The sequence below is a fragment of the Acidovorax sp. GW821-FHT10A04 genome (assembly GCF_059415825.1).
In genome coordinates, this window is record NZ_JBWKNZ010000003.1 from 478,890 (window position 1) to 500,215 (window position 21,326).

The following is a 21,326-nucleotide window of genomic DNA, read 5'->3' on the forward strand; positions in this document are numbered from 1 at the left end:
GCTTAACGCTTGGAGAACTGCTTGGCGCGGCGTGCAGAGTGCAGACCGACCTTCTTACGTTCCACTTCGCGGGCATCGCGCGTCACGAAGCCGGCTTGGCTCAGTGCGGGCTTGAGCGTCGCGTCGTAGTCGATCAAGGCGCGGGTGATGCCATGGCGGGCAGCGCCAGCCTGGCCGGATTCACCACCACCGTGCACATTGATCTGGATGTCGAAGGTTTCGACATGGTTCGTCAGTGCCAGGGGCTGCTTGGCGATCATGATCGAGGTTTCGCGGCCGAAGTAGGACTGGATGTCCTTGCCGTTCACCGTGATCTTGCCAGTGCCTTTTTTCAGAAACACGCGGGCGACGCTGGACTTGCGACGGCCGGTGCCATTGTTCCATTCACCAATCATCTCAAGGCTCCTTAGATTTCCAGAGCCTTGGGCTGCTGGGCGGTGTGGGGATGCTCTGCACCGCCATACACCTTGAGTTTCTTGATCATTGCGTAGCCCAGGGGACCCTTGGGCAGCATGCCCTTGACGGCCTTCTCCAGCGCGCGGCCGGGGTGCTTGGCTTGCATGTCGCGGAAGTTCGTGGCCGTGATACCGCCGGGGTAACCCGAATGGCGGTAGTACACCTTGTCCAGGGACTTGGTGCCGGTGACCTTGAGCTGGGCGGCGTTGATGATGACGATGAAGTCACCGGTGTCGACGTGAGGCGTGTAAATGGCCTTGTGTTTGCCGCGCAAACGGAGAGCAACTTCGCTGGCTACTCGTCCGAGGACCTTGTTGGTCGCGTCAATCACAAACCACTCGTGCACGACCTCAGCGGGCTTGGCGCTGAAAGTAGTAGTCATGAGTTTTCTCTTTGAAGAGGGTTTGGCGGGTCCTTTTCCACGGTCGGTGCTTCTCTGAAGGAAGCCTCTTAGGTGGCATGAAATTCCTCGCCGCGGGACCACAAAGCGCTGCGAAGCTCTCGATTATACGAATTACCAGGCCTGCGGCGCAAGCCATGCCTTGCGAAAGCCGCGCAAGGCTCCCGGCTCCACACCGGGAAGGCTCAGGGCGACTGGCGGCGGCGCGCCTCTTCGGCGTCGTAGCGGCGCTTGTTCTCCACGCAAATGGCGGATCCAGCCTGGGACGGCTTCTGGCATTCGTTGTGGATGCACATGGGACGGGCCAGGAAGCTGGCGTCGGCACAGGTCTCCTGCGGCGACGGCACGCGCACCGGCGCGGGACGGGGGCGCTCCACCGGTGGCGGTGGCGGTGGCGGCGGTGGCGGCTCCTCATGGACCACAACGGGCGCAGGCGCGGACTCGGAGGCCACGGCGCGTTTCGGCTTGGGCACGGGCTTGGCCGCCGCGGCCGCCGATGCGGCCTCGGCCACGGTCAGTGTGGCCCCCAGGGGCGCGCTGGCCACGGTGGTTGCGGGCTCCGATGCGGGCACCAGAACCGCCACCGCCTCGGACGCAGCGGGCGCCGGCTCGGCCATCTCGGTGATGATGTCGTCCACGGGGGCTGCTTTCGGACCACGGCCTTGCGACCACCAGACCCCGGCAGCCGCCACAGCCAACCCGGCTGCACCCAGCACCAGCCACACCGGCATGCGACTCGAACGCCGGTCGGCGCGCGCCGCCAGGGCTGCGCTGGCACGCTCGGACTCCGTGAGGGCCGCGCGCACCCGGCCCGCAGCGCCGCTGGAATCGCCACGGCCGTGGCGCGCAGTCTTGCGGTCCGCGCCGGGCATGGGCACCTCGAGGACCTGCGTGTCCACGGGGTCCATGAAGACGGTGTCGGCCGCGCCCCGTTGCACGGTATCAGGGTATTCCTCGGCCTGGGCCTCCTCGGCTTTCGCCTCCAGCGCCTTGTTCACCTGGGCCTCGATCTGGGCCACGATGGCGGGGGCCGCCGTCACGTCCACCGTCGGGGTCAGCAGACCGGGACCGGGCTGGTCAGCAGGCTCCACCCAGATATCGCCCAGGTCGGCGCGGAAGTCGAAATGCTCCACTCCCTCAGGGGGGCTGGTCATCTCCATCAGCTGCAGGAAGGCGTCGATGCTCTGGGGCCGGTCCTCCGGCCTGAGCGACAGCGCCTGCGAGACCGCGGCCACGAAAGCCGGCGAATACTCGACCCCCAGTTGCTTCTTGACGGTCTTGGCCACCCGCGAGAACGGCACCATGCGGTCCTTGATGGAACGCAGGGTGGCCGGCAGGGGTGTGTCGTTGCACAGGCAGCCGTGCACCACGGCCGCCAGCGAGTACAGGTCGCTCCAGGGCCCCTGGCGCAGGTCGTCGTCACCTTCGGAATACTGCTCGATGGGTGCGTAGTTCACCTTGAGCACCGCGGTGTGCTTGTGGTCCTTGTCGTTGATCGCATGGCGCGCCGCGCCCAGGTCCAGCAGCACCGGTGGCCCGCTGTCCTGCAGGAAGATGTTGTCCGGCGAGATGTCACGGTGCAGGGTCTTGCCGTCGTGCAGCACGCGCAGGGCCCCCAGCACCGACCACAGCAGCTTGCGCAGCCACTCTTCGGTGGGCGGCGTGCGCATCTGGGCGCGCGCCTGCTTGAAGGTCATGCCCGAATACAGAGGCATGACCATATAGGCGGTGTTGTTGGCCTCCCAGAAGCGGAACACCTTGACCAGCGAGGGGTGGTCGAACTGGGCCAGCAGGCGGGCCTCGCCCACAAAGGATTCGAGGCCGGCGTGGAAGGTCTGCTGGTCCGACGAGGAGCGCACCCACAGCGACTGGCCCTGGGCCCGCCCGGCCAGCGCCGAAGGCATGTACTCCTTGATCGCCACCGCCCGGTGCAGCGAATGGTCGAAGGCCTTGTAGACCATGCCGAAACCGCCCACCCCCAGCAAGGCCAGGATTTCGAACTCGGCCAGCCGCGTTCCAGGCGGCAGCGCATCGACATGGCTGACGGCGCTGGCAGGAGCAGGAACAGAGGTTTCGGTCATTGTGCGAAAAGGCTGGGCGGACAGGCCGCCGGGACGGGGGGCAGGAAACTGCTGCGAGGGGCCGTCCCGCGGCACCTGCAATCATGATGCATGACAGCCGGTGGCATTGAAACAAAAAGCCACATATCTGCCAAAAACGTCACGCAGGAACCTCCCAGCACGCAATTCTGCCCTGTACTGCATTGTCCATGCCACCTGTGGCGCCTGAAAGACCCAATTGACGGGAGTGGGGCCATCTGATCGGGCGGCAAGCGCCGAAATATCGGTCCAGGCGCTGACAATCGTTACCATTGGGGCATGTTCAGTTACCGCCACGCCTTCCATGCAGGCAACCACGCCGACGTGCTCAAGCACACGGTGCTGATTGCCACCTTGCAGCACCTTACCGAGAAAGACGCGGCCCTGACCGTGCTGGACACCCATGCAGGCGCAGGCCTGTACCGGCTGGACGGCGACTATGCCAATACCAGCGCCGAGTCCGCCGACGGCATCGCCCGGCTGGTCGCACCCGGGGCACCCGCGCTCAAACCCGCCTTGCAGGCCTATGTGGACATGGTGCGCGCCTTCAACCAGGGTGCGGCCACGCGCGTCTACCCGGGCTCGCCCTTCATCATCCAGCGCCTGCTGCGCGACCATGACAAGCTCAAGCTGTTCGAGCTGCACCCCACCGACCTGCGCGCACTCGCCGGCAACGTGGCCCAGCTCGAAGCCGGGCGACAGGTGGCGGTGCTGCACGAGGACGGGTTCGAGGGCATCAAGAAATTCCTGCCTCCGCCGGCCCGGCGCGCGCTGGTGCTGTGCGACCCCAGCTACGAGATGAAAAATGACTACGGCAAGGTGCTCGACATGGCGGCGGATTCGCTCAAGCGCTTTGCCACCGGCACCTATGCCTTCTGGTACCCGATCATCCCGCGCCCCGAAGCCCATGACCTGCCGCGCCGCCTGAAGACCCTGGCCACCAAGGCGGGGAAAAGCTGGCTGCATGCCACGCTGACCGTCAAGTCCAGCAAGATGACCGAAACCGCGAGCGGCGACACCAAGCGCCCCGGCCTGCCGGCCAGCGGCATGTTCCTGATCAACCCACCCTTCACGCTCAAGGCGGCGCTCAAGGACGCCCTGCCGCAGATGGCGGAGCTGCTGGCGCAGGACCGGAACGCGACGCACACCCTGGAGTCCGGCGGATAGCCAGGACGACCACCGCGGCTCGCCACGGCAGCGCTCGGAACGCTCAGGGGGAACGCAGCAGGCGCGGCGCAGCCGCACGGGTGCGGCGAGCGTTGGCCGCTGGGGCCTGCGTTTCGCGGGCCGCGGGCAGGGCAAAGCGCTGCGGAAGGTTATCGAGGGGAGCGGGTGGGCAGGTGACGGCATCGCCACCCACAGGGAACACATCCACGGGCTTGAGCCCCCCTTGCACTCCCAGGGCCAAGGCCGCACCACGGCTCAGGTCGACGATGCGGTTGGCCACGTGCGGGCCCCGGTCGTTGACCCGCACCACCACGCCCTTGCCCGTTTCCCGGTCCCGCACGCAGATGCGGGTGCCAAAGGCCAGCGTGCGGTGCGCCGCCGTCATGGCATTCATGTCGAACAACTCGCCGCTGGCCGTGCGCCGCCGGTGGAAGCGCTGGCCATACCAGGAGGCCAGGCCCGTTTCCAGGGGGCCCTCGTCCGCACCGAGGGCGTCGTCGTCCTCGTCTTCATCCATGTCCGCCACATCCGCCGACAGGCTGGGGCGGGTCAATCCCTGCACCCCCACGGCCCCGGGGCGCAATGGCAGGGTCTCGGCGGGGTCCGGCGGCACCCTAAGGTCGCTACCCGTGGCGCCATCCAGGCGCAAACCCGCTTCCTCACCCCATGCCGCTGGCCACCACAGCAGGCAGCAGGCCACCAGCGCGCAGGCAATTGCTCGCGAAAGATCAGCGCTTGCAGCGCGCAAGAAACGCCTCTTCAAAGCGCTTGAGGTCGGCCCGCTCCCCTTCGGTGAGGTCGGTACGGGCCTTCTTGTTGTTCAGGATGCGCTGCGATTCAGCGCATTGCTGGGCCTGGCGGGCGTCCATGTCACGGGCCGACTGATTCGCCAACTGGGCGGATCTTTCTTCATCGCGGCGCTGCCTGTCCCCCGCTCGCCGCTCCTGGTAGAAGCGGTCGGAGGCGTCCTGCTCTTCCTGGGCGCAGTCGCGGCGGTACTCACTGCGCATGCCCTGCACCACGTCCGGCGCGATCTTGCGCGAGTAGGCATTGCGGATGTTTTCGTCCAGCGAGCGGCAGCGTCCACTCATGTAGCTGTAGTGGTCCGGCACATCGGGTGCCGTGCGCACCACGGTGGGACGGGAAGGCTGGCTGTAGGAATAGGATGGTTGGACAGGGACCGCTTCCACAGTTCGCGTGGTGCTTCCACTCGGGCACGGACGCGACAGGGAATAGTCATTCCCATTGGCATCGCGGCAGTGGTAGCGCGTCTGCGCCCCCACGCTCGATGCACCCAAGGCCCCCAGCAGGGCCAGCATCACGGCAAATACAACCTTCATGGCGCACCAGAAAAAATGAAACAAAGGGTGTGAATATTACCGTTGGACGCCACTCACAACACCAGGCGGCGGCAAATTTCGAGGGTGGCGGCGCTTTGGTTCATGGTGTAGAAGTGCAATGCAGGCACGCCTGCACTGCGCAGCCGGTCGCACAGATCCGTCACCACGTCGAGGCCGAAGGCTTTGATGCTCGCCATATCGTCCCCGAAAGCCTGCAGGCGCAGGCGGATCCAGCGCGGGATTTCGGCGCCGCAGGCATCCGAGAAGCGCAAGAGCTGGGTAGAGCTGGTGATCGGCATGATGCCCGGCACCACAGGGATGCTGGCGCCCAGGGCCTGCACGTCGTCCACGAAGCGGAAATAGGCATCCGCGTTGTAGAAGTACTGGGTGATGGCCGCGTCGGCGCCTGCCTGCACCTTGGCCAGGTAGGCCTTGAGGTCGGCTTCGGGTGAGCGGGCCTGGGGATGCACCTCGGGGTAGGCGGCCACTTCGATATGGAAGTCGCGCCCGGTCTCGGCCCGGATGAAGGCCACCAGGTCGCTGGCGTACTGGAACTCGCCGCCCGCGCCATAGCCGCTGGGCAGGTCACCACGCAAGGCCACCAGGCGCTTGACGCCCATGGCCTTGAGCTGGTCCAGCTGCTCGCGCACCGATGCGCGTGTGGCGCCGATGCAAGAGAAGTGCGAGGCCGCTGGCACGCTCTCGGCCAGGATCTCGCGCACGGTGCCGAAAGTGCCCTCCTGCGTGGAGCCGCCGGCACCGTAGGTGACGGAGCAGAACTCTGGGCTCAGCACATACAGCTGCTGGCGCTCGGCGCGCAGCTTGTCGGCGCCCGCAGGTGTCTTGGGCGGAAAGAATTCGAGGCTCACCGGAAAGCCAGTGGCCTGTGCCTTGGCTGCGTTCATGCGGCCCTCCTCGCAAAAACAAAGAATTCACGGTTGCCGTCGCCACCGCCAATGGGGCTTTCCAGCCAGGCCTGTACCGCGAGGCCCAGGCCGGCGCAGCAGTCGCGGATGCGCTGCTCGACCACCGCATACAGGGATTCGTCGCGCACGATGCCGCCCTTGCCGACCTGGCCGGGCTGCAGCTCGAACTGCGGCTTGACCAGCATCAGCAACTGCCCACCCGGCGCCAACAGTGGCACCAGCGCGGGCAGCACGAGGGTGAGCGAGATGAACGACAGGTCACCGGTGACCAGATCGAAGGTGGGCGTGATGTCCACCTGCTCCCGCCCCGCCCTGCGGCGGCGCACCGTGCGCACGATGCCTTCAGCCCGCGCGCGCGCCTTGGCGACGCGCTCGGCCTTGAAGGCCTCCACGTCCTGTTCCTTGGCATCGTCGCTGTCGTCGTACCCGTCGTCCACTTCACCGCCATTGCGCATCCAGGCATAGGGGGCCACGGGCTGGGTGTCGTTGTCGTCGATATCTGTTTCCACATGCTCGGACAGGGCCTCCTCGCAGGCTTCCTGCAGCGAATCGGCTGTCATGGCGCGGGCATTGAGCCCTTCCACGCCCACCACACGCGGGTCGTTGCGCAGCCGCTCATGCAACTGGCCTTGCCCCACGTCCACGCCGATCACCTGGGCAGCGCCCTGCTGCAGCAGGCAGTCGGTGAAGCCCCCGGTGCTCTGGCCCACGTCCAGGCAGCGCAGCCCCTTAACGGACAGCTTGGTGGCGGCGAGCGCGCCCTCAAGCTTGAGGCCGCCGCGCGAGAGGTACTTCGCCTCGGAGTCATCGAGCAGCCGCAGCTCGGCCACCGACGGAATGTCGTCACCGTTCTTGGCCACCTTCTGCCAGGGTGCGAGCGGCGACAGGCGCCACTCCACCCCGGCCGCGATCAGCCGCTGCGCCTGCGAGCGCGTGGCCGCATGGCCGAATTCCACCAAAAAAACATCTGCACGCATGCGTCACTCTCTCGCCGGGAGGCAATGGATTTCATGGCCCCAAGGGCACCAAGGTGTTCTGCGCCACCGGCGCCCTTCCCCCTGGGAAAGAGCGGCCGGCGGCGACCGCCGATCAGTAGCGGTAGGTGTCGGGCTTGTAAGGGCCTTGCTTGGACACGCCGATGTAGGCGGCCTGTTCGTCGGAGAGTTCGGTCAGCATGGCGCCGACCTTCTTCAGGTGCAGGCGTGCGACCTTTTCGTCGAGGTGCTTGGGCAGCACATAGACCTGGCCGTTCTCGTAGCGGTCCTTGTGCATGAACAGCTCGATCTGGGCGATGGTCTGGTTGGCGAACGAGCTGGACATCACAAAGCTCGGGTGGCCCGTGCCGCAGCCCAGGTTCACCAGGCGGCCCTTGGCCAGCAGGATGATGCGCTTGCCGTCCGGGAAGATCACATGGTCCACCTGGGGCTTGATCTCTTCCCACTCGTACTGTTCGAGCGTGGCGACCTGGATCTCGTTGTCGAAGTGGCCGATGTTGCAGACGATGGCCTGGTCCTTCATGGCCTTCATGTGCTCGTGGGTGATCACGTCCTTGTTGCCGGTGGTGGTCACGAAGATGTCGGCCTTGTCGGCAGCGTACTCCATGGTCACGACCTTGTAGCCTTCCATCGCGGCCTGCAGGGCGTTGATGGGGTCGATCTCGGTCACCCAGACCTGGGCCGACAGCGCGCGCAGGGCCTGGGCACTGCCCTTGCCCACGTCGCCGTAGCCGGCCACGCAGGCCACCTTGCCGGCGATCATCACGTCGGTGGCGCGCTTGATGCCGTCCACCAGCGATTCACGGCAGCCGTACAGGTTGTCGAACTTGCTCTTGGTCACCGAGTCGTTGACGTTAATCGCGCGGAACAGCAGCGTGCCCTTGGCCGACATTTCCTTCAGGCGGTGCACGCCCGTGGTGGTTTCTTCGGTCACGCCGATGATCTGGGCGCTCTTGCGGGTGTACCAGGTCGGGTCCACGGCCAGCTTGGCCTTGATCGAGGCGTACAGGCAGGTTTCTTCTTCGCTGGTGGGGTTGTCCAGCAGCGATGCGTCCTTCTCCGCGCGCTGGCCCAGGTGCATCAGCAGCGTGGCATCGCCACCATCGTCCAGGATCAGGTTGGGGCCTTCACCTTCGCTGCCGGCGGGGCCGAAGTCGAAGATGCGGTGGGTGTAGTCCCAGTACTCGGCCAGGGTTTCACCCTTGATGGCGAACACCGGCGTACCGGTGGCGGCGATGGCCGCAGCGGCATGGTCCTGCGTGGAGAAAATGTTGCACGAGGCCCAGCGCACGTCGGCACCCAGGGCCTGCAGCGTCTCGATCAGCACGGCGGTCTGGATGGTCATGTGCAGGCTGCCGGTGATGCGGGCGCCCTTCAAGGCCTTCTGGGCGGCGAATTCCTCGCGGATGGCCATCAGGCCGGGCATCTCCGTTTCGGCGATGCGGATTTCCTTGCGGCCCCAGGCGGCCAGGCCGATGTCGGCAATGATGCAGTCGGTGTTGACGACCGGGGCGTTGACGCGTGCGTTCATGGTGGTGTGCTCCAAAGCATGTTTGAAAGACCACGTTCAGCGCGGGGATGAGACGGAAGGCTCACTCACCACACGAGAAGTGGATGAGCGTCGTTGCTAGATGACTCCGAGCCTCACGCCCCGCCAGTGCTGGGGACGCTGCAACGCTCCTCGGATGCGCGCATTATAAGTAAAAGCACGCGGCATGCCACGTCTACAGCGTGACGACATGTCCCAGCTGCGGATCGATGCGTCCGGCATGCAGGTCCTCCACCAGCGCCTGCGCAGCGGCAAAGCCCGCGTGCTCCTGCACTCGCATCCAGGGCTGGCGGGCGTCGCTGATGCGCTCGATAAAGGCGCGCTGCGCGGCGTTGAACTTCTGGTTCACCACCTCCGGTCCCCAGTCGGCATTGCGCTTTCGGATCTGCACCGGCGCGAAGTAGAACGCCGGGGCCGGCCCGGGCAAGGCGGTATCGCGCAGGAACTGCGTGTTCTGGGCCGAGCCCGCATAGCAGTCGTAGACCAGGGCAGCGCCCAGGTGGTGGTGCACGCGTGCGCGCAGGCCCTCGTCGCCCGAAAAGTCCACGTACAGCGTGGGCACGCTCGTCTCCAGCGCCTCCAGCTCGCCATAGGCCACCGTGCGCTCGTAGCAGCCCAGGCCCTGCACGAAGGCGCTGTTGCGCGACGAGGTGAGTGCCACCCGCTCGATGCCCTCCTGCCCCTGCAGGCAGAACGCCGTGCCGAAGGCCGTCTTGCTCGATGCGCTGGAGAACACCAGGCGCTTCGCACCGAAGAAGGCATTGTCCGAGAGGAAGTCCGCCAGCATGAACGAGGTGATGAACAGCGGGCGCACCAGCATCTGCCAGTTCTCGTCGGCGGCGCGGTAGGCCGGATCGGCGCTGGTTCGCGTGTACTGGTTGTAGGCGGAGGTAAGGCCCTGGCGGTGCTCGGCGCCGTCGTAGAAGCCCCGCGCCGTCACGCGCACAGGCTGCATGCGCAGGTGGCTGGCGATCGGCCAGTAGCCGTAGAAGCGCTCGCCCACGGCCACGCCCTCCACGTCGGATGCCACGACCTCGGCAAAGCCCCAGACCGGCATGTGGCCCCAGCCCGCTTCGCCGGTGGGGAAAAAATCCCAGTACTTCATGGCATCGCCGAAGGCCGCGTAGGTGATGTTGTTGGTGGTCACGGCCACGCGGTCCACGCGCAGCAGGGCCTCGCCGGGCTGCAGCGGCGCCAGGGGCGACTGCACGGTGCGGGTGTGATTCAATGCGTTCTTGTCGGTCAACAGGCGGGTCTGCATGGTCATGGTGTGTCTCCGGTACGGGTGTGAAAAGGCGCTCTGGTCACTGTATGGCGCCGGGCCCTGCCGCGGGTTCGGAAACCGATGAAGGCCCCGCCCGCCCACCCCGCCGCAGCGGCCAGGCCCTTGAAACGGCCGCGCCAGGCGCGGGCCCGCTTTACCGTGCAGGCCATCTACGACGCCTTTGTTCGGATTTGGCAGCGCGACGGCTGGGACAAGCTCACCACGCGCAACGTGGCGCTGGAGACCGGTATCGCCGTGGGCACGCTCTACGACTACTTCCCCAACAAGACGGCCCTGCTCTCAGGCTACGTGCGCCACTGCATTGAAACCCTGCTCGCGGCCATCGAGCGCGAGGCCGTGCAGCCCGCCGGCCTGCCCTGGGAGCAGCGCATCCACCAGCTGGTGCGCCTGGTCTGCGGCGTGGATGCGCCCGAGCTGCCGACCTTTTACCCCGGGATGCTGGCGCTGGAAGCGCAGATGGCCGAGCCCCGCGACCACCGCCGCGCGCATGAGGAACTCGTCGCCGCGTGGGGCCGGGTGCTGGCGGCCTGCACCGATCTGCCCCGGGCGACGGCCCCGGACCTGGCTCGCAAGCTGCACCTGTCCGCCTGGGGCGGGAGGCGCTACGTTCTGCTCCTGCAGCTGGGGCCCGAGGAGATGCGGCAGTGGGCCCATGGCGTGGAACAGCTTTGCTGCGCCGCCATCCGCCAGGCGGACTGAGCTTGTCACCTGCGCGGCTGCTGCGCCCGGCAAGCCGCCCGACACTGGCGCCCTCACACAAGAGGAGCATTCCATGGACCCGAAGGACAAGGTCATCATCGTCACCGGCGGCGCCAGCGGCATCGGCCGCAGCATCGCGCGGCGTTTTGCACAGGAGGGCGCGCGCGCCGTGGTCGTCGCCGACCTGCACCTGGAACCAGCACAGGCCGTGGCCGACGAGATCGGTGGCCTGGCGGTGCGCTGCGACGTTGCGCGCGAGGCCGACATCAAGGCCCTGGTGGCCACCACGCGCGCGCGCTACGGCCGGGTCGATGCCTACATCTCCAACGCCGGCATCCTGGGCCGCCCAGGTGGCATCGAGCTCGAAGACCCGCTGTGGGACGCGATGTGGAACATCCACGGCATGGCCCATGTCTGGGCCGCCCGCGCCGTGGTGCCCGAGATGGTGGAGCGCGGCGAGGGTTTCTTCCTGGTCACGGCCTCGGCGGCGGGGCTGCTGACCATCGTCGAGTCCGCGCCCTACGCCGTCACCAAGCATGCGGCCGTGGCCTTTGCCGAGTGGCTGCGCATCGCCTACGGCCGCAAGGGCGTGGGTGTCGCCTGCCTGTGCCCGCAGTCGGTGCAGACCGCCATGGTCACGGGCGATGGGGGTTCGGCCTCGCACGACGGCATCCTGCCGCCCGAGCAGGTGGCGGGCGACGTGCTGGCCGCCATGCAGGACGGCCGCTTCCTGGTGCTGCCCCACCCCGAGGTGGCGCAGTACTTCCGCAACAAGGGCCAGGACTACGAGCGCTGGCTGGGCGGCATGCAGAAGATGTACGCGCGCCACGCCCAGGCACAGGAGGCCTGAAACACCCCCTGAGTCGCTTCGCGCCTTCCCCCTCTCTCGACTCGCTGCGCGAGTCGGGAGGGGGACGCCCCCGGTGCGGCGGGGCGGCCCTTGCACGGGAGCACTGGATTGGGCCGCGCCAGTTTCATCCGTCGCGGGTTGCGCGAAGCGCGGTGGAGCAACTCGGATACGGCCGCCGAGGGGCCTGGGCGCGAGCCCGGTAAAATCAGCGGTTTCGGGCGCGTGAGCGCCTGCCGCGCCGACTGCCGTAGGCCCCTGCCGCAGCGAGCTGCCCACCCCCATCTCTTGGAATCCCCTGTGTCCTACGCCCCCGAAACCCGGCGCCGCCGCACCTTTGCCATCATTTCCCACCCCGACGCGGGCAAGACCACGCTGACCGAAAAGCTGCTGCTGTTCTCGGGTGCGATCCAGATCGCCGGTGCCGTCAAGGGCCGCAAGGCCAGCCGCCATGCCACCTCGGACTGGATGGAAATCGAAAAGCAGCGCGGCATCTCGGTGGCCTCCTCGGTCATGCAGATGCTGTACCGCGAGCATGTGATCAACCTGCTCGACACGCCCGGCCACAAGGACTTCTCGGAAGACACCTACCGCGTGCTCACCGCCGTCGACTCGGCGCTGATGGTGATCGACGCGGCCAACGGCGTGGAAGCGCAGACGCGCCGCCTGATCGAGGTCTGCCGCCAGCGCGACACGCCCATCATCACCTTCGTGAACAAGATGGACCGCGAAGTGCGCGACCCGCTGGACATCATGGACGAGGTCGAGCGCGAGCTGGGCATGCCCTGCTGCCCCATGACCTGGCCCGTGGGCCAGGGCAAGGCCTTCGGCGGCATCATCAACCTGCGCAACAAGACCATGACGGTGTTCGAGTCCGGCAGCGAGCGCCGCCCGCAGGACTTCGAGGCCATCCCGCTGTCCGACGAAACCACGCTGCGCGCGCGCTTCGGCGCCGAGTTCGACGCCGCGCTCGAAAGCATGGAACTGGCCGTGGGTGCCTCGCCCGAGTGGGACCACGAGGCCTTCCTGGCCGGCAAGCTGACGCCCGTGTTCTTCGGCTCCGGGGTGAACAACTTCGGGGTGATGGAGGTGCTCGATGCGCTGGTGGACATGGCGCCGCCCCCCGGCCCGCGCGTGAGCACGCTGCAGGTCAACAAGCAGCCCGTGGTCAAGACCATCCAGCCCGAGGACGAGGGCTTTGCCGGCGTGGTGTTCAAGGTGCAGGCCAACATGGACGCCAACCACCGCGACCGCATCGCCTTCGTGCGCGTGGCCTCCGGCAAGTACGTGCCGGGCATGAAGCTCAAGGTGCAGCGCAGCGCCAAGGAGCTGCGCCCCACCTCGGTCGTGACTTTCATGTCGCAGCGCCGCGAGGCGGTGGAAGAGGCCTACGCGGGCGACATCATCGGCTTCACCACGCACGGCGGCGTGCAGCTCGGCGACACCATCACCGATGGCGCCAACCTGCAGTTCACCGGCCTGCCGTTCTTCGCACCCGAGATGTTCATGACCGTGGTGCTCAAGAACCCGCTGCGCACCAAGCAGCTGCAGCAGGGCCTGGCCCAGCTGGGCGAGGAAGGGGCCATCCAGGTCTTCAAGCCCGATGCCGGCGGCAACATGCTGCTCGGAGCCGTGGGCCAGCTGCAGTTCGAAGTGGTGCAGCACCGCCTCAAGGCGGAATACGATGCCGACGTGCGCCTGGAGGGCTGCCAGTACACCGGCGCACGCTGGATCACGGCCGACAACGCGGCCGACCTGCGCGCCTTCACCGACGCCTACCCGCTGCGCCTGGCGCACGACGCGGCCGACACGCTGGCCTACCTGTGCACCTCGCCCTACGACGTGCGCCTGGCGCAGGAGCGGTTCCCCAAGATCCACTTCCATCCGCTGCGCGAACACGCCGGGCTGAGCCTGGGCAGCGCGAGCTGAGCCTCTTCCTCCAAGCCATCTCTCAGCCATCGTCCCTCCCATGCGGCACGCCCAGCCCTCGACAGCACGGCCTGCGCTCCGTGGGAGGGCGGCAGGCATGCTGCGGCGTTTCATGCTGGTGCTCGCACTGGGACTGGGCTGCACCCTGGCCGTGGCAGACCCGCCCCGCAGCGGCGCCAGGCAGCCCGCCGCGCCACGCGCGGAAATCCCGCCCGTCCAGGACATCCTGAACATGCCGGTCGGCGACCCGCCCGTGGAATCCATGCACTGGCCCCAGGCGCTGGAGGCATTGGGCCGTCCCCGCGAGGCCGCCGCCCTGCGCCAGGCCCTGCTGCTGCGCTGGCTGGCCAGCCTGCAACCGGCAGGGAACTTCGCCCCGACGACCGAAACCCTGGGCCAGGCCATCGAGTCCGTCGGATCACCCGACAGCACCGCCCGCGCCCGTGACGCCAAGGCCTGGTGGAACGCCCTGCTGGCCCGCCAGCTGCGCATCGCACTGCCCGAGGCCAGCGTGCCCTTGCCTGACGAGATCGGTAGCCTGCAGGAACGCCTGGTGACCCTGCGCCCCGGCGTCTGGGCACTGCGCGACAACGCCAGGGCACCCACCGCCAACCCGACCCCGGGCGTGGCACCAGCGCCCGGCGTCTTCGCCCTGGTGGAACTGCACAACACCGGCAGCAGGGCGCTGGCCCTGGGGCCCTTCGATCTGGAACTGCTGCCGCAGCGTGCTGCGGCCCAAGCGGCCACACCCGCCTGGTCGATGGCCTGCGAGACTCCCCGCTACCAGGCCAAAGCCCCCCTGGCGCCCAACCAGGCCCAGCCCTACCTGTGCCGCGGTCCGGCGCTGCAAGGTGCCGCAGAGGATGCGGGCGCGGTGCTCCTCGCCGCCCAGCAGCAGGGGCGGCTGCGCATCCGGTCCGACGCGCTCGACCGGGAATCCGAGCGCAGTGCGATCGCCACCGCGCTCGCGCAGCCCCGGCAGGACGCGCTGCGCAGCTTCCTGGCCGCCAATGCATCGTGCGAGCAACGCGGAAACTGCGCCGCCCAAGCCCGCGAGGCCCGGGCGCGTGCGGCCAAGGCGGCCTCCGCCAACCAGGCCCGCGAGCGCGAGCGCTGGATCGCCCTGAAATGGTGGGGGGCCATCCTCGCCGGTGCTGCGGTGTAGGTCGCCATGGCCCGCTACATCAGCGTGGCAGCCGCCTCGGTCGCCCTGTTCATTGCGCTGGCCATCCCTGCCTACCAAGTCTTCCAATCGGCGCGGACCATGAACACGGCCGACAACTGGGGCGGCTTTGTCGTGATCCCGATGATGGGCCTGGCCATCCTGGTCCCCATCGTGGCGCCGCCTATTGCAGCCTGGATCTACCGCACCGCCGCCAACCGCCAGGACCGCCGCCGGACCCTTCAGACGATCGGCTACGTCGTGGTCGCGGTCCTCGCCATCGCCTTGATCAACCGCATCCTGGACCTGCTGTTCTGACCCGGCTACGCCGGTCCCATTTTTTGTCCCCGCCTTCATGCATCCTCTGACCCACTGGCACATCGCAGCCACCCCTCCCCTGCTCGGTGTCTTCACCGACATCGACGACACGCTGACCACCGACGGTGCGATCACGCCCGACGCCCTGCAGGCCCTGGGCGCGCTGCGCGCTGCCGGCCTGCACGTCATCCCCATCACCGGCCGGCCGGTCGGCTGGAGCGAGCCCTTCGCGCTGGGCTGGCCCGTGGATGCCATCGTGGCCGAGAACGGCGCCGTCGCCCTGCGCCGCGTGGACGGCCCTGGGGGCCAGACCCTGGTCAAGACCTACCAGCAGGACGGGCCCACCCGCACGACCAACTACGCACGCATGCAGGAGGTGCTGGCGCAGGTGGAGCGCGAGGTGCCGGGGGCCCTGCGCGCCACCGATTCGCCCGGGCGCGAGACCGACATCGCCATCGACCACAGCGAGTTCACGCAGCTGCCGCAGCAGGCCATCGACGCCGCCGTACAGCGCATGCGCGCGGCCGGAATGAACGCCACGGTGAGCAGCATCCACATCAATGGCTGGTTCGGCGCCCACAACAAGCTCGAAGGGGCGCGCTGGATCGTGCGCGAGCTGTTCGGCCGCGACCTCGATGCCGAGATCGGCCGCTGGGTCTATGTGGGCGACTCGACCAACGACCAGCTCATGTTCCAGCACTTCGCGCACAGCGTGGGCGTGGCCAACATCGCGCGCTTCGTGCCGCAACTGGTGCACCTGCCACGCTATGTGACCGAAGGCGAGCGCGGCGCCGGCTTCAGCCAGGTGGCGCAGCGCATCCTGGCAGCGACCGCCTGACGGCACCGACCTCTGCGCACATGGCCCGGCGCAAGCGCTTCGCCATCGCCTGGCTCGCTCTCGGCCTGTGCGCCCTGGGCGGGTACCTGTGGACGGCCCAGCACACGCCCGGCCGGTTTTCCGTGCGCGCCGGCGGCCAGGAAGTGCATGACCGCAGCACCGGCCTGACCTGGCGCCGCTGCGCCGAGGGCATGCGATGGAGCGGTGTGGGCTGCACGGGCGAGCCCCGCACCTTCACCCAGATCGAGGCGGCCGAACATGCCGCGCAGCAGACTGGCTGGCGGCTGCCAACGGTCGGCGAGTTGCACACGCTGGTGGACGCGGGGCGCCGCAACCCGGCCATCGATACCCAGGCGTTCCCCGACACGCCACCCGACTGGTTCTGGAGCGCGAGCCAGGCCAACAGCCGCATCACCCATGCCTGGCTGGTGCACTTCGGCGAAGGCCGGGCCAACATGGCGCTGCGGCTCAACCACCTGCCGGCGCGCCTGGTCAGGCGCTGAGGACCTGCAGCGCCCGGGTCCATGTGGCGATCACGCGCGATGGGTTGACGGTGCCGAAGCAATCCCGGCACCAGGCCCCAGGCCAGGTCGACGGAGCCGGCCTTCAGGACGGCTTGGCCAGGCCCAGCTTTTCCACCAGCGCCTTTTCGCGCGCGAAGGTATCCTGCGCGAACTTCTGGTAGGCCGAGGTGCTCATGTACATGGGCACCATGTCGTAGCGGGCCAGGGCCGTGCGGTAGCTCTCCTGCTCCATGGCCTTCTTGAAGGCATCGTGCAGGCGCTTGACCACGGCGTCGGGCGTGCCCTTGGGTGCGCCGATGCCGAACGGCGAGTTCTGCACCAGGTTGAGGCCCAGTTCCTTGAGCGTGGGTGCATCGGGGAACTTGGCCAGGCGCTCGGCCCCCCAGGTGTTGAGCACGCGCAGCTTGCCGGCCTCGACCTGGGGCGCAAAGCCCGTGGAGTCGGCCGCGGCCATGATCTGCCCGCCCAGGATGGATTGCATCAGGTCGGCGCTGCCCTTGTAGGGCACGTGCAGCAACTCCAGCCCCAGTTGCTGGGCGATGAGTTCCATGGTCAGGTGCGGGCTGGTCATGGTGCCGGTGGAGCCGTAGCTGAGCTTGCCGGGATTGGCCTTGGCCCAGGCCACGAAATGCGTCCAGGTCTTGAGCTGCGAATCGGCCGGGACCACCAGACCGAAGGCGTAGCCGGTCACGTTGAGCACGTAGCTGATGTCCTTGACCGGGTCCCAGCTGATCTTGGTGGTGTAGGGCAGGCGGAACACGCCCAGCGGAATCTGCGCGATGGTGTAGCCGTCGGCCGCGGAGCCCTGCAGCTGCTGGGCGGGCAGCGTGCCGCCGGCGCCGGGCTTGTTTTCCACGATCACGGGCTGGCCCAGGATCTTGCCGGCGTTGTCGGCCAGGGAGCGCATGGTGATATCGGTGGGCCCACCCGCCGGGAAGGCGATCACCAGCTTGATCGGCTTGGCCGGAAAACTCTGGGCCCGGGCCAGCAGGGTGGCCGGAGCGACCGCGGCGGCGGCACCCCACTGGATGATCTGACGGCGACGCTGCATGGTGGAATCCTTGGAAGACATAGATCCCTGCATTGGACTGCAGTCCCGTCGCCATGGGCATGCAGGAAACTCCCTAGCAAGTGTCACGCAGGCGCCTGCCACGGGTGCCGCATGCGCTCAGGCCTTGTAGGTGGACAGCAGGATGCTGGTCTCCGTGTTGCCGATGCCCGGCGTGAGGCGGATGCGCCCCAGCGCCATGTCGAAGGCCTCCAGGCTCTCGGCCCGGACCTCGGCCACGATGTCCCAGCGGCCATTGGTGCTGTGCAACGTGCCCACCGTGGGCTCGCCACGCAAGGCGCGGATGACCTCGGGCGCGGCATTGCCCTCCACCGCGATGCTCATCCAGGCGCGTATGCGCTGGGGTTCCGAATCGGGGCGCAGGCGCACGGTGTAGCCCGTGATCACACCGCTCTCCTGCATCTTGCGCAGGCGGTTCTGTACCGTGCCGCGGGAGATGCGCAGCTTCTGCGCCAACACGGCCACGTGGGTGCGGGCATCGGTGCGCAGGATGCCGATGATTTGGCGGTCGGTGTCGTCGATAGTGGCCATAGTGATCCATAGCATTGGCAATATGCCAATTTTCAGCGCATTTTGACCAGGATGTTGGCTTTTCTGTAGCGCTCCCCATGCCGAGAATTCCAGGGATTGCATCCCAACCTGTCCGTCCCCGTCCATGCCCCAACCCTCTGCCCAAGCCCCTGCCGCCGTCGTGATGGTGCGCCCGCACCGCTTCCACCCCAATCCAGAAACCGCCGCTGACAACGCCTTCCAGTCGCCCGCTGCCCAGGCAGCCGACGCCATCGCCAGCCTTGCCCATGCCGAAGTGACTGCCGCCGCGGCCCGCTTGCAGGCGGCGGGCGTGCGCGTGCACCTGTTCGAGGACCTGGGCGAGCGCGGCACACCGGACGCGGTGTTTCCCAACAACTGGTTCTCGACCCATGCGGGCGGGCATGTGGCCCTGTACCCGATGTTTGCCGAGAGCCGCCGGCGTGAGCGGCGTGCCGACGTGATCGAGATGCTCAAGGCCGAGTACCGCGTGCAGGACGTGATCGACTACTCGGGCCTGGAGGCCGACGGCATGTTCCTCGAGGGCACGGGCGCGATGGTGCTCGACCACATCGCGCGCGTGGCCTACACCGCGCAGTCCAACCGCGCCGACCCGGTGGCATTGGAGCGCTTTTGCACCCACTTCAACTACGAACCCATGGCCTTTGCCACGGCCGACGCACAGGGGATGCCGTGCTACCACACCAACGTGATGCTGTGCGTGGGCACCGACTTCGCGCTCGGCGGCTTCCACCTGGTCAGCGACCCGGTACGCCGCCAAGCCGTGTGCGAGCGCCTGGCCGAATCCGGCCGCACCTTGATCGAACTGAGCGCGCAGCAGATCGGCGATTTCGCGGGCAATGCGCTGGAGCTCACAGGCAAAGAGGGCCGGGTGCTGGCCCTGTCGGCACGCGCAGCAGCCAGTCTCACTGCAGCGCAGAAAGCCGTGATCGAGCGCAGCGCCGCCCTGGTGCCGCTGGCGGTGCCCACCATCGAGCTCGCGGGTGGATCGGTGCGCTGCATGCTGGCAGGCATCCACCTGGCGCGCAGGGGGTGACACCGGGGGAACCGCGGTGCGCCCTCAGCGGGGCGGGGCTTCTGCATCCAGTTGCGCATCGCACCCCACCCCGGCGGCAATCGAGCGCCGGGCCCAGGCGCCGATGGCGCGCACCAGCCAGGGATGGCGGATACCCGTCACCCCGCCCGGGTCGGACACCATGCCGCACAGGTAGCGGCCCTCGCCATCGCTCCAGCGCAATGCCGCGCACGCACCAGTGCGCCGGCGCGACACCAGCACCCCCACCGGGCAAGGCTCGGCCAGGCAGCACAGGCCGCAGCCGTTGCAGGGCGCGCCCCCGGCGGGCTTGGGTGGTGCCTCGGGGTGCAGCCACACCACCTGGGGCGATAGCGAAGGGGACGAAGGCGGCATGGGGGATGGCGAGGGGAGAGCCACGCCATTGTGACGGCGATGCAGCAAAAAAGAGACCCCGTCCATCTCCAGGATGGGCGGGGCCAATGACCGGGTGGAGCGGACTCGCCGGCCGAGGGGGGAAACAGGTTGAAGCAGGGCGGCTCAGGCCTCGAGGGCGATCGCTGGTGCGTCAGCAGCCCAGCGGGCGGTTGGGGCGCATGGGGACCACGCCGCTCACCCGCAGGGTGTTGGCGGAGCCATCGGTGGCCGTGAGCGTCTTGCTGGTCAGGCGCACCTGGTTGCTGTCACGTGCGACCACCGTGTCCACGGTATCGCCGTTGCTGTATTCCTTGCCGGCAAAGGTCACGAAGATCTGGTGCAGGCCGGTGGCATCCGGGCGGTAGCGCACGTCACCAAAGGCCGTTTCGGTCGAACCGACCTTGTTCGCGCCATCGAAGCGGAAGGTGCACAGCTCGGGCACGGAACCAATCGGGTTCTTCTTGTCGACCTCGGTCAGGTTGAGCGCACCGTTGCCGTACACGCCGTTGAGTCCGGACAGGGAGGCATTCGTCACCGTGAGCACCCCCGGCTCGTTGCTGGGTGTGGGTTCGTCGCTGTTGCCCCCACCGCAGGCGACAAGCAGCGCGCTGGCAGCGGCGATGGCAGAACAGGTCTTGAGGAGGGAGTTCATGGCGAGCGGCTTTGTCGTGTGGAGGTGGGGGTATCGTAGGAGCGGGGTCTTGCCGCTGGCGTGCGCCAACGCCCCTGTCGTGCGTAGGACCTTCGCCTACACGGAAAAGGGCAGGCAGCATCCGCAAAAAAGCCCGCCTCCCAGAGGGAAGCGGGCCACGGAACCAGTCGCAGTCGCAGGACCGGCCAAGGGCGAAACCACCGGATGTGCGCAGGAGCCGCCTGCGCCCCCGGGTCAGCAATTGGCATTGCGGGTAGCGTGCAGGGGAATGATGGCCGTCAGCTTCAGGGTATCGGTGGAACCGTCGGTGGCCCCCATGGTCTTGCTGGTGAAACGCACCAAGTTGCCGCTGCGGTCCACCAGGGTGTCCACCGAGTCGAGGCTGGCGTACTCCTTGCCGTTGAAGGTCAGGAACGCGAAATACAGGCCCGTGGCCGAAGGACGGTAGGTGATCTTGCCGAAGGCGGTAGGCACGCCTTGGACGCCCGCAGAAGGAGCCGCGCCGGTGAGCGAGACAGGTGCGGTGATGTTGCCGACCATAGCGGCCTGCGTGGTGGAGGTACCGACAATGGAGACAGGCGTGGTGGTCACTTCCACCACCGTGTTGGTGGTAGCGCCGGCCGTAGCGGTGGGATCCACCTTATCGGCACCCATGAACTTGTAGGCACAGGTGGCGGGCTTTGCGCCCATGGCTTCCTGGTAGTACACCTCGCTCAGCGTGAGCTGGCCGTTGCCATAGACCCCGTTCAGGCTGGGGATGGTTGCATCAGTGACCGTCAGCACACCGGGCTCGGTGCTGGGATCGGCGTCGACGACGGCGGCGGCGACTTCATTGCTGCTGGTGCTGCTGAAACTGCCGCTTCCACCGCCACCGCCACCACCGCCGCAGGCAGTGAGCAGTACCGATACGAGGGCCAGGGCAGTCAGGGTTGGAGTGTGTGAGGTCATGGCAGTAGGCGGGTAGTTAAGGGGTAGATCAGGGCTTTTGGGCTTGGCGCCTTTCCGCCGTTACCCATGAAACGAAGAGTAGGTTTTTCCCCTCTTTCGCCGCGTGCGCCGAGTTCCGCGCCTACCGTAGGACTTCGCCCAACCC

The 21,326-nt window shown here is 67.6% G+C and carries 23 protein-coding genes and 1 riboswitch; of the genes, 9 read left to right on the forward strand and 14 right to left on the reverse strand.

The annotated features are described in order from the left end of the window. Positions 1-2 precede the first annotated feature (2 nt). From rpsI to AC07PF_RS09900, 3 genes are all read right to left on the reverse strand, one after another. Positions 3-395: a 30S ribosomal protein S9 gene (gene rpsI, locus AC07PF_RS09890; RefSeq protein WP_007856955.1), complete on the reverse strand. Its 393-nt coding sequence runs from the start codon at positions 393-395 to the stop codon at positions 3-5. Between the two features lie 11 nt (positions 396-406). Then, the gene (rplM, locus tag AC07PF_RS09895; RefSeq protein ID WP_007856954.1) at positions 407-838 is read right to left on the reverse strand and encodes a 50S ribosomal protein L13; all 432 of its coding nucleotides are present in this window, start codon (positions 836-838) and stop codon (positions 407-409) included. Positions 839-1,041: 203 nt separating this feature from the next. Beyond that, positions 1,042-2,937 carry a serine/threonine protein kinase gene (locus AC07PF_RS09900; RefSeq protein ID WP_494611720.1) on the reverse strand — a complete coding sequence of 632 codons (1,896 nt, stop codon included), beginning with the start codon at positions 2,935-2,937 and terminating at the stop codon, positions 1,042-1,044. 297 nt (positions 2,938-3,234) lie between these two features. Here AC07PF_RS09900 and AC07PF_RS09905 point away from each other — a divergent pair, with 297 nt between their 5' ends. Next, on the forward strand, positions 3,235-4,122 hold the full coding sequence (locus tag AC07PF_RS09905) for a 23S rRNA (adenine(2030)-N(6))-methyltransferase RlmJ (RefSeq protein ID WP_007856952.1): 888 nt from the start codon (positions 3,235-3,237) through the stop codon (positions 4,120-4,122). 43 nt (positions 4,123-4,165) lie between these two features. On the opposite strand, the gene AC07PF_RS09910 is transcribed toward AC07PF_RS09905, so the two are convergent. From AC07PF_RS09910 to AC07PF_RS09935, 6 genes are all read right to left on the reverse strand, one after another. After that, positions 4,166-4,675 carry a septal ring lytic transglycosylase RlpA family protein gene (locus tag AC07PF_RS09910; protein WP_494611721.1) on the reverse strand — a complete coding sequence of 170 codons (510 nt, stop codon included), beginning with the start codon at positions 4,673-4,675 and terminating at the stop codon, positions 4,166-4,168. A gap of 175 nt (positions 4,676-4,850) precedes the next feature. Next, positions 4,851-5,462: a DUF4124 domain-containing protein gene (locus tag AC07PF_RS09915; RefSeq protein WP_007856950.1), complete on the reverse strand. Its 612-nt coding sequence runs from the start codon at positions 5,460-5,462 to the stop codon at positions 4,851-4,853. A 53-nt stretch (positions 5,463-5,515) separates the two neighbouring features. After that, on the reverse strand, positions 5,516-6,367 hold the full coding sequence (gene metF / locus AC07PF_RS09920; protein WP_494605379.1) for a methylenetetrahydrofolate reductase [NAD(P)H]: 852 nt from the start codon (positions 6,365-6,367) through the stop codon (positions 5,516-5,518). Continuing rightward, positions 6,364-7,365 (reverse strand): TlyA family RNA methyltransferase, encoded by a 1,002-nt coding sequence (locus AC07PF_RS09925; protein ID WP_494605377.1) that lies wholly within the window; start codon positions 7,363-7,365, stop codon positions 6,364-6,366. Before AC07PF_RS09925 ends, metF begins: the two co-directional genes overlap by 4 nt. Positions 7,366-7,477: 112 nt before the next feature. Further along, positions 7,478-8,914 (reverse strand): adenosylhomocysteinase, encoded by a 1,437-nt coding sequence (gene ahcY / locus AC07PF_RS09930; RefSeq protein WP_007859340.1) that lies wholly within the window; start codon positions 8,912-8,914, stop codon positions 7,478-7,480. A gap of 78 nt (positions 8,915-8,992) precedes the next feature. Further along, positions 8,993-9,070, reverse strand: a riboswitch (S-adenosyl-L-homocysteine riboswitch). Between the two features lie 37 nt (positions 9,071-9,107). Beyond that, positions 9,108-10,199 (reverse strand): DUF2855 family protein, encoded by a 1,092-nt coding sequence (locus AC07PF_RS09935; RefSeq protein WP_494611722.1) that lies wholly within the window; start codon positions 10,197-10,199, stop codon positions 9,108-9,110. A 78-nt stretch (positions 10,200-10,277) separates the two neighbouring features. Here AC07PF_RS09935 and AC07PF_RS09940 point away from each other — a divergent pair, with 78 nt between their 5' ends. From AC07PF_RS09940 to AC07PF_RS09970, 7 genes are all read left to right on the forward strand, one after another. Continuing rightward, positions 10,278-10,916 (forward strand): TetR/AcrR family transcriptional regulator, encoded by a 639-nt coding sequence (locus tag AC07PF_RS09940; protein ID WP_494611723.1) that lies wholly within the window; start codon positions 10,278-10,280, stop codon positions 10,914-10,916. A gap of 73 nt (positions 10,917-10,989) precedes the next feature. Beyond that, the gene (locus tag AC07PF_RS09945) at positions 10,990-11,766 is read left to right on the forward strand and encodes an SDR family oxidoreductase (protein WP_494611724.1); all 777 of its coding nucleotides are present in this window, start codon (positions 10,990-10,992) and stop codon (positions 11,764-11,766) included. Positions 11,767-12,063: 297 nt separating this feature from the next. Beyond that, positions 12,064-13,692, forward strand: a complete 1,629-nt coding sequence (locus AC07PF_RS09950; protein ID WP_007859347.1) for a peptide chain release factor 3 — start codon at positions 12,064-12,066, stop codon at positions 13,690-13,692. A 97-nt stretch (positions 13,693-13,789) separates the two neighbouring features. After that, a complete protein-coding gene (locus AC07PF_RS09955) occupies positions 13,790-14,857 on the forward strand; it encodes a hypothetical protein (RefSeq protein ID WP_494611725.1) in 1,068 nt (355 codons plus the stop codon). 6 nt (positions 14,858-14,863) lie between these two features. Then, positions 14,864-15,172, forward strand: coding sequence for a hypothetical protein (locus tag AC07PF_RS09960; protein WP_494611726.1), 309 nt, complete (start codon positions 14,864-14,866; stop codon positions 15,170-15,172). A 37-nt stretch (positions 15,173-15,209) separates the two neighbouring features. Continuing rightward, positions 15,210-16,010, forward strand: coding sequence for an HAD-IIB family hydrolase (locus AC07PF_RS09965; RefSeq protein ID WP_494605368.1), 801 nt, complete (start codon positions 15,210-15,212; stop codon positions 16,008-16,010). Between the two features lie 20 nt (positions 16,011-16,030). After that, on the forward strand, positions 16,031-16,513 hold the full coding sequence (locus AC07PF_RS09970; protein ID WP_494605366.1) for an Lcl C-terminal domain-containing protein: 483 nt from the start codon (positions 16,031-16,033) through the stop codon (positions 16,511-16,513). Between the two features lie 103 nt (positions 16,514-16,616). Here the strand turns inward: AC07PF_RS09970 and AC07PF_RS09975 are convergent, their stop codons facing one another. After that, positions 16,617-17,585, reverse strand: coding sequence for a tripartite tricarboxylate transporter substrate binding protein (locus AC07PF_RS09975; protein ID WP_494605364.1), 969 nt, complete (start codon positions 17,583-17,585; stop codon positions 16,617-16,619). A 117-nt stretch (positions 17,586-17,702) separates the two neighbouring features. Continuing rightward, positions 17,703-18,134, reverse strand: coding sequence for an Lrp/AsnC family transcriptional regulator (locus AC07PF_RS09980; RefSeq protein WP_494611727.1), 432 nt, complete (start codon positions 18,132-18,134; stop codon positions 17,703-17,705). A 124-nt stretch (positions 18,135-18,258) separates the two neighbouring features. Here AC07PF_RS09980 and ctlX point away from each other — a divergent pair, with 124 nt between their 5' ends. After that, positions 18,259-19,188, forward strand: coding sequence for a citrulline utilization hydrolase CtlX (ctlX, locus tag AC07PF_RS09985; protein ID WP_494611728.1), 930 nt, complete (start codon positions 18,259-18,261; stop codon positions 19,186-19,188). A gap of 24 nt (positions 19,189-19,212) precedes the next feature. Here ctlX and AC07PF_RS09990 read toward each other — a convergent pair whose 3' ends face one another. The 3 genes from AC07PF_RS09990 to AC07PF_RS10000 form a co-directional block, all read right to left on the reverse strand. Beyond that, entirely contained in the window at positions 19,213-19,560 is a 348-nt protein-coding gene (locus AC07PF_RS09990; RefSeq protein WP_494611729.1) for a hypothetical protein, read from the reverse strand. Positions 19,561-19,732: 172 nt separating this feature from the next. Next, positions 19,733-20,233, reverse strand: a complete 501-nt coding sequence (locus AC07PF_RS09995) for a hypothetical protein (RefSeq protein ID WP_145695929.1) — start codon at positions 20,231-20,233, stop codon at positions 19,733-19,735. A gap of 234 nt (positions 20,234-20,467) precedes the next feature. Next, positions 20,468-21,181, reverse strand: coding sequence for a hypothetical protein (locus AC07PF_RS10000; protein WP_494611730.1), 714 nt, complete (start codon positions 21,179-21,181; stop codon positions 20,468-20,470). Between the last annotated feature and the right edge of the window lie 145 nt (positions 21,182-21,326).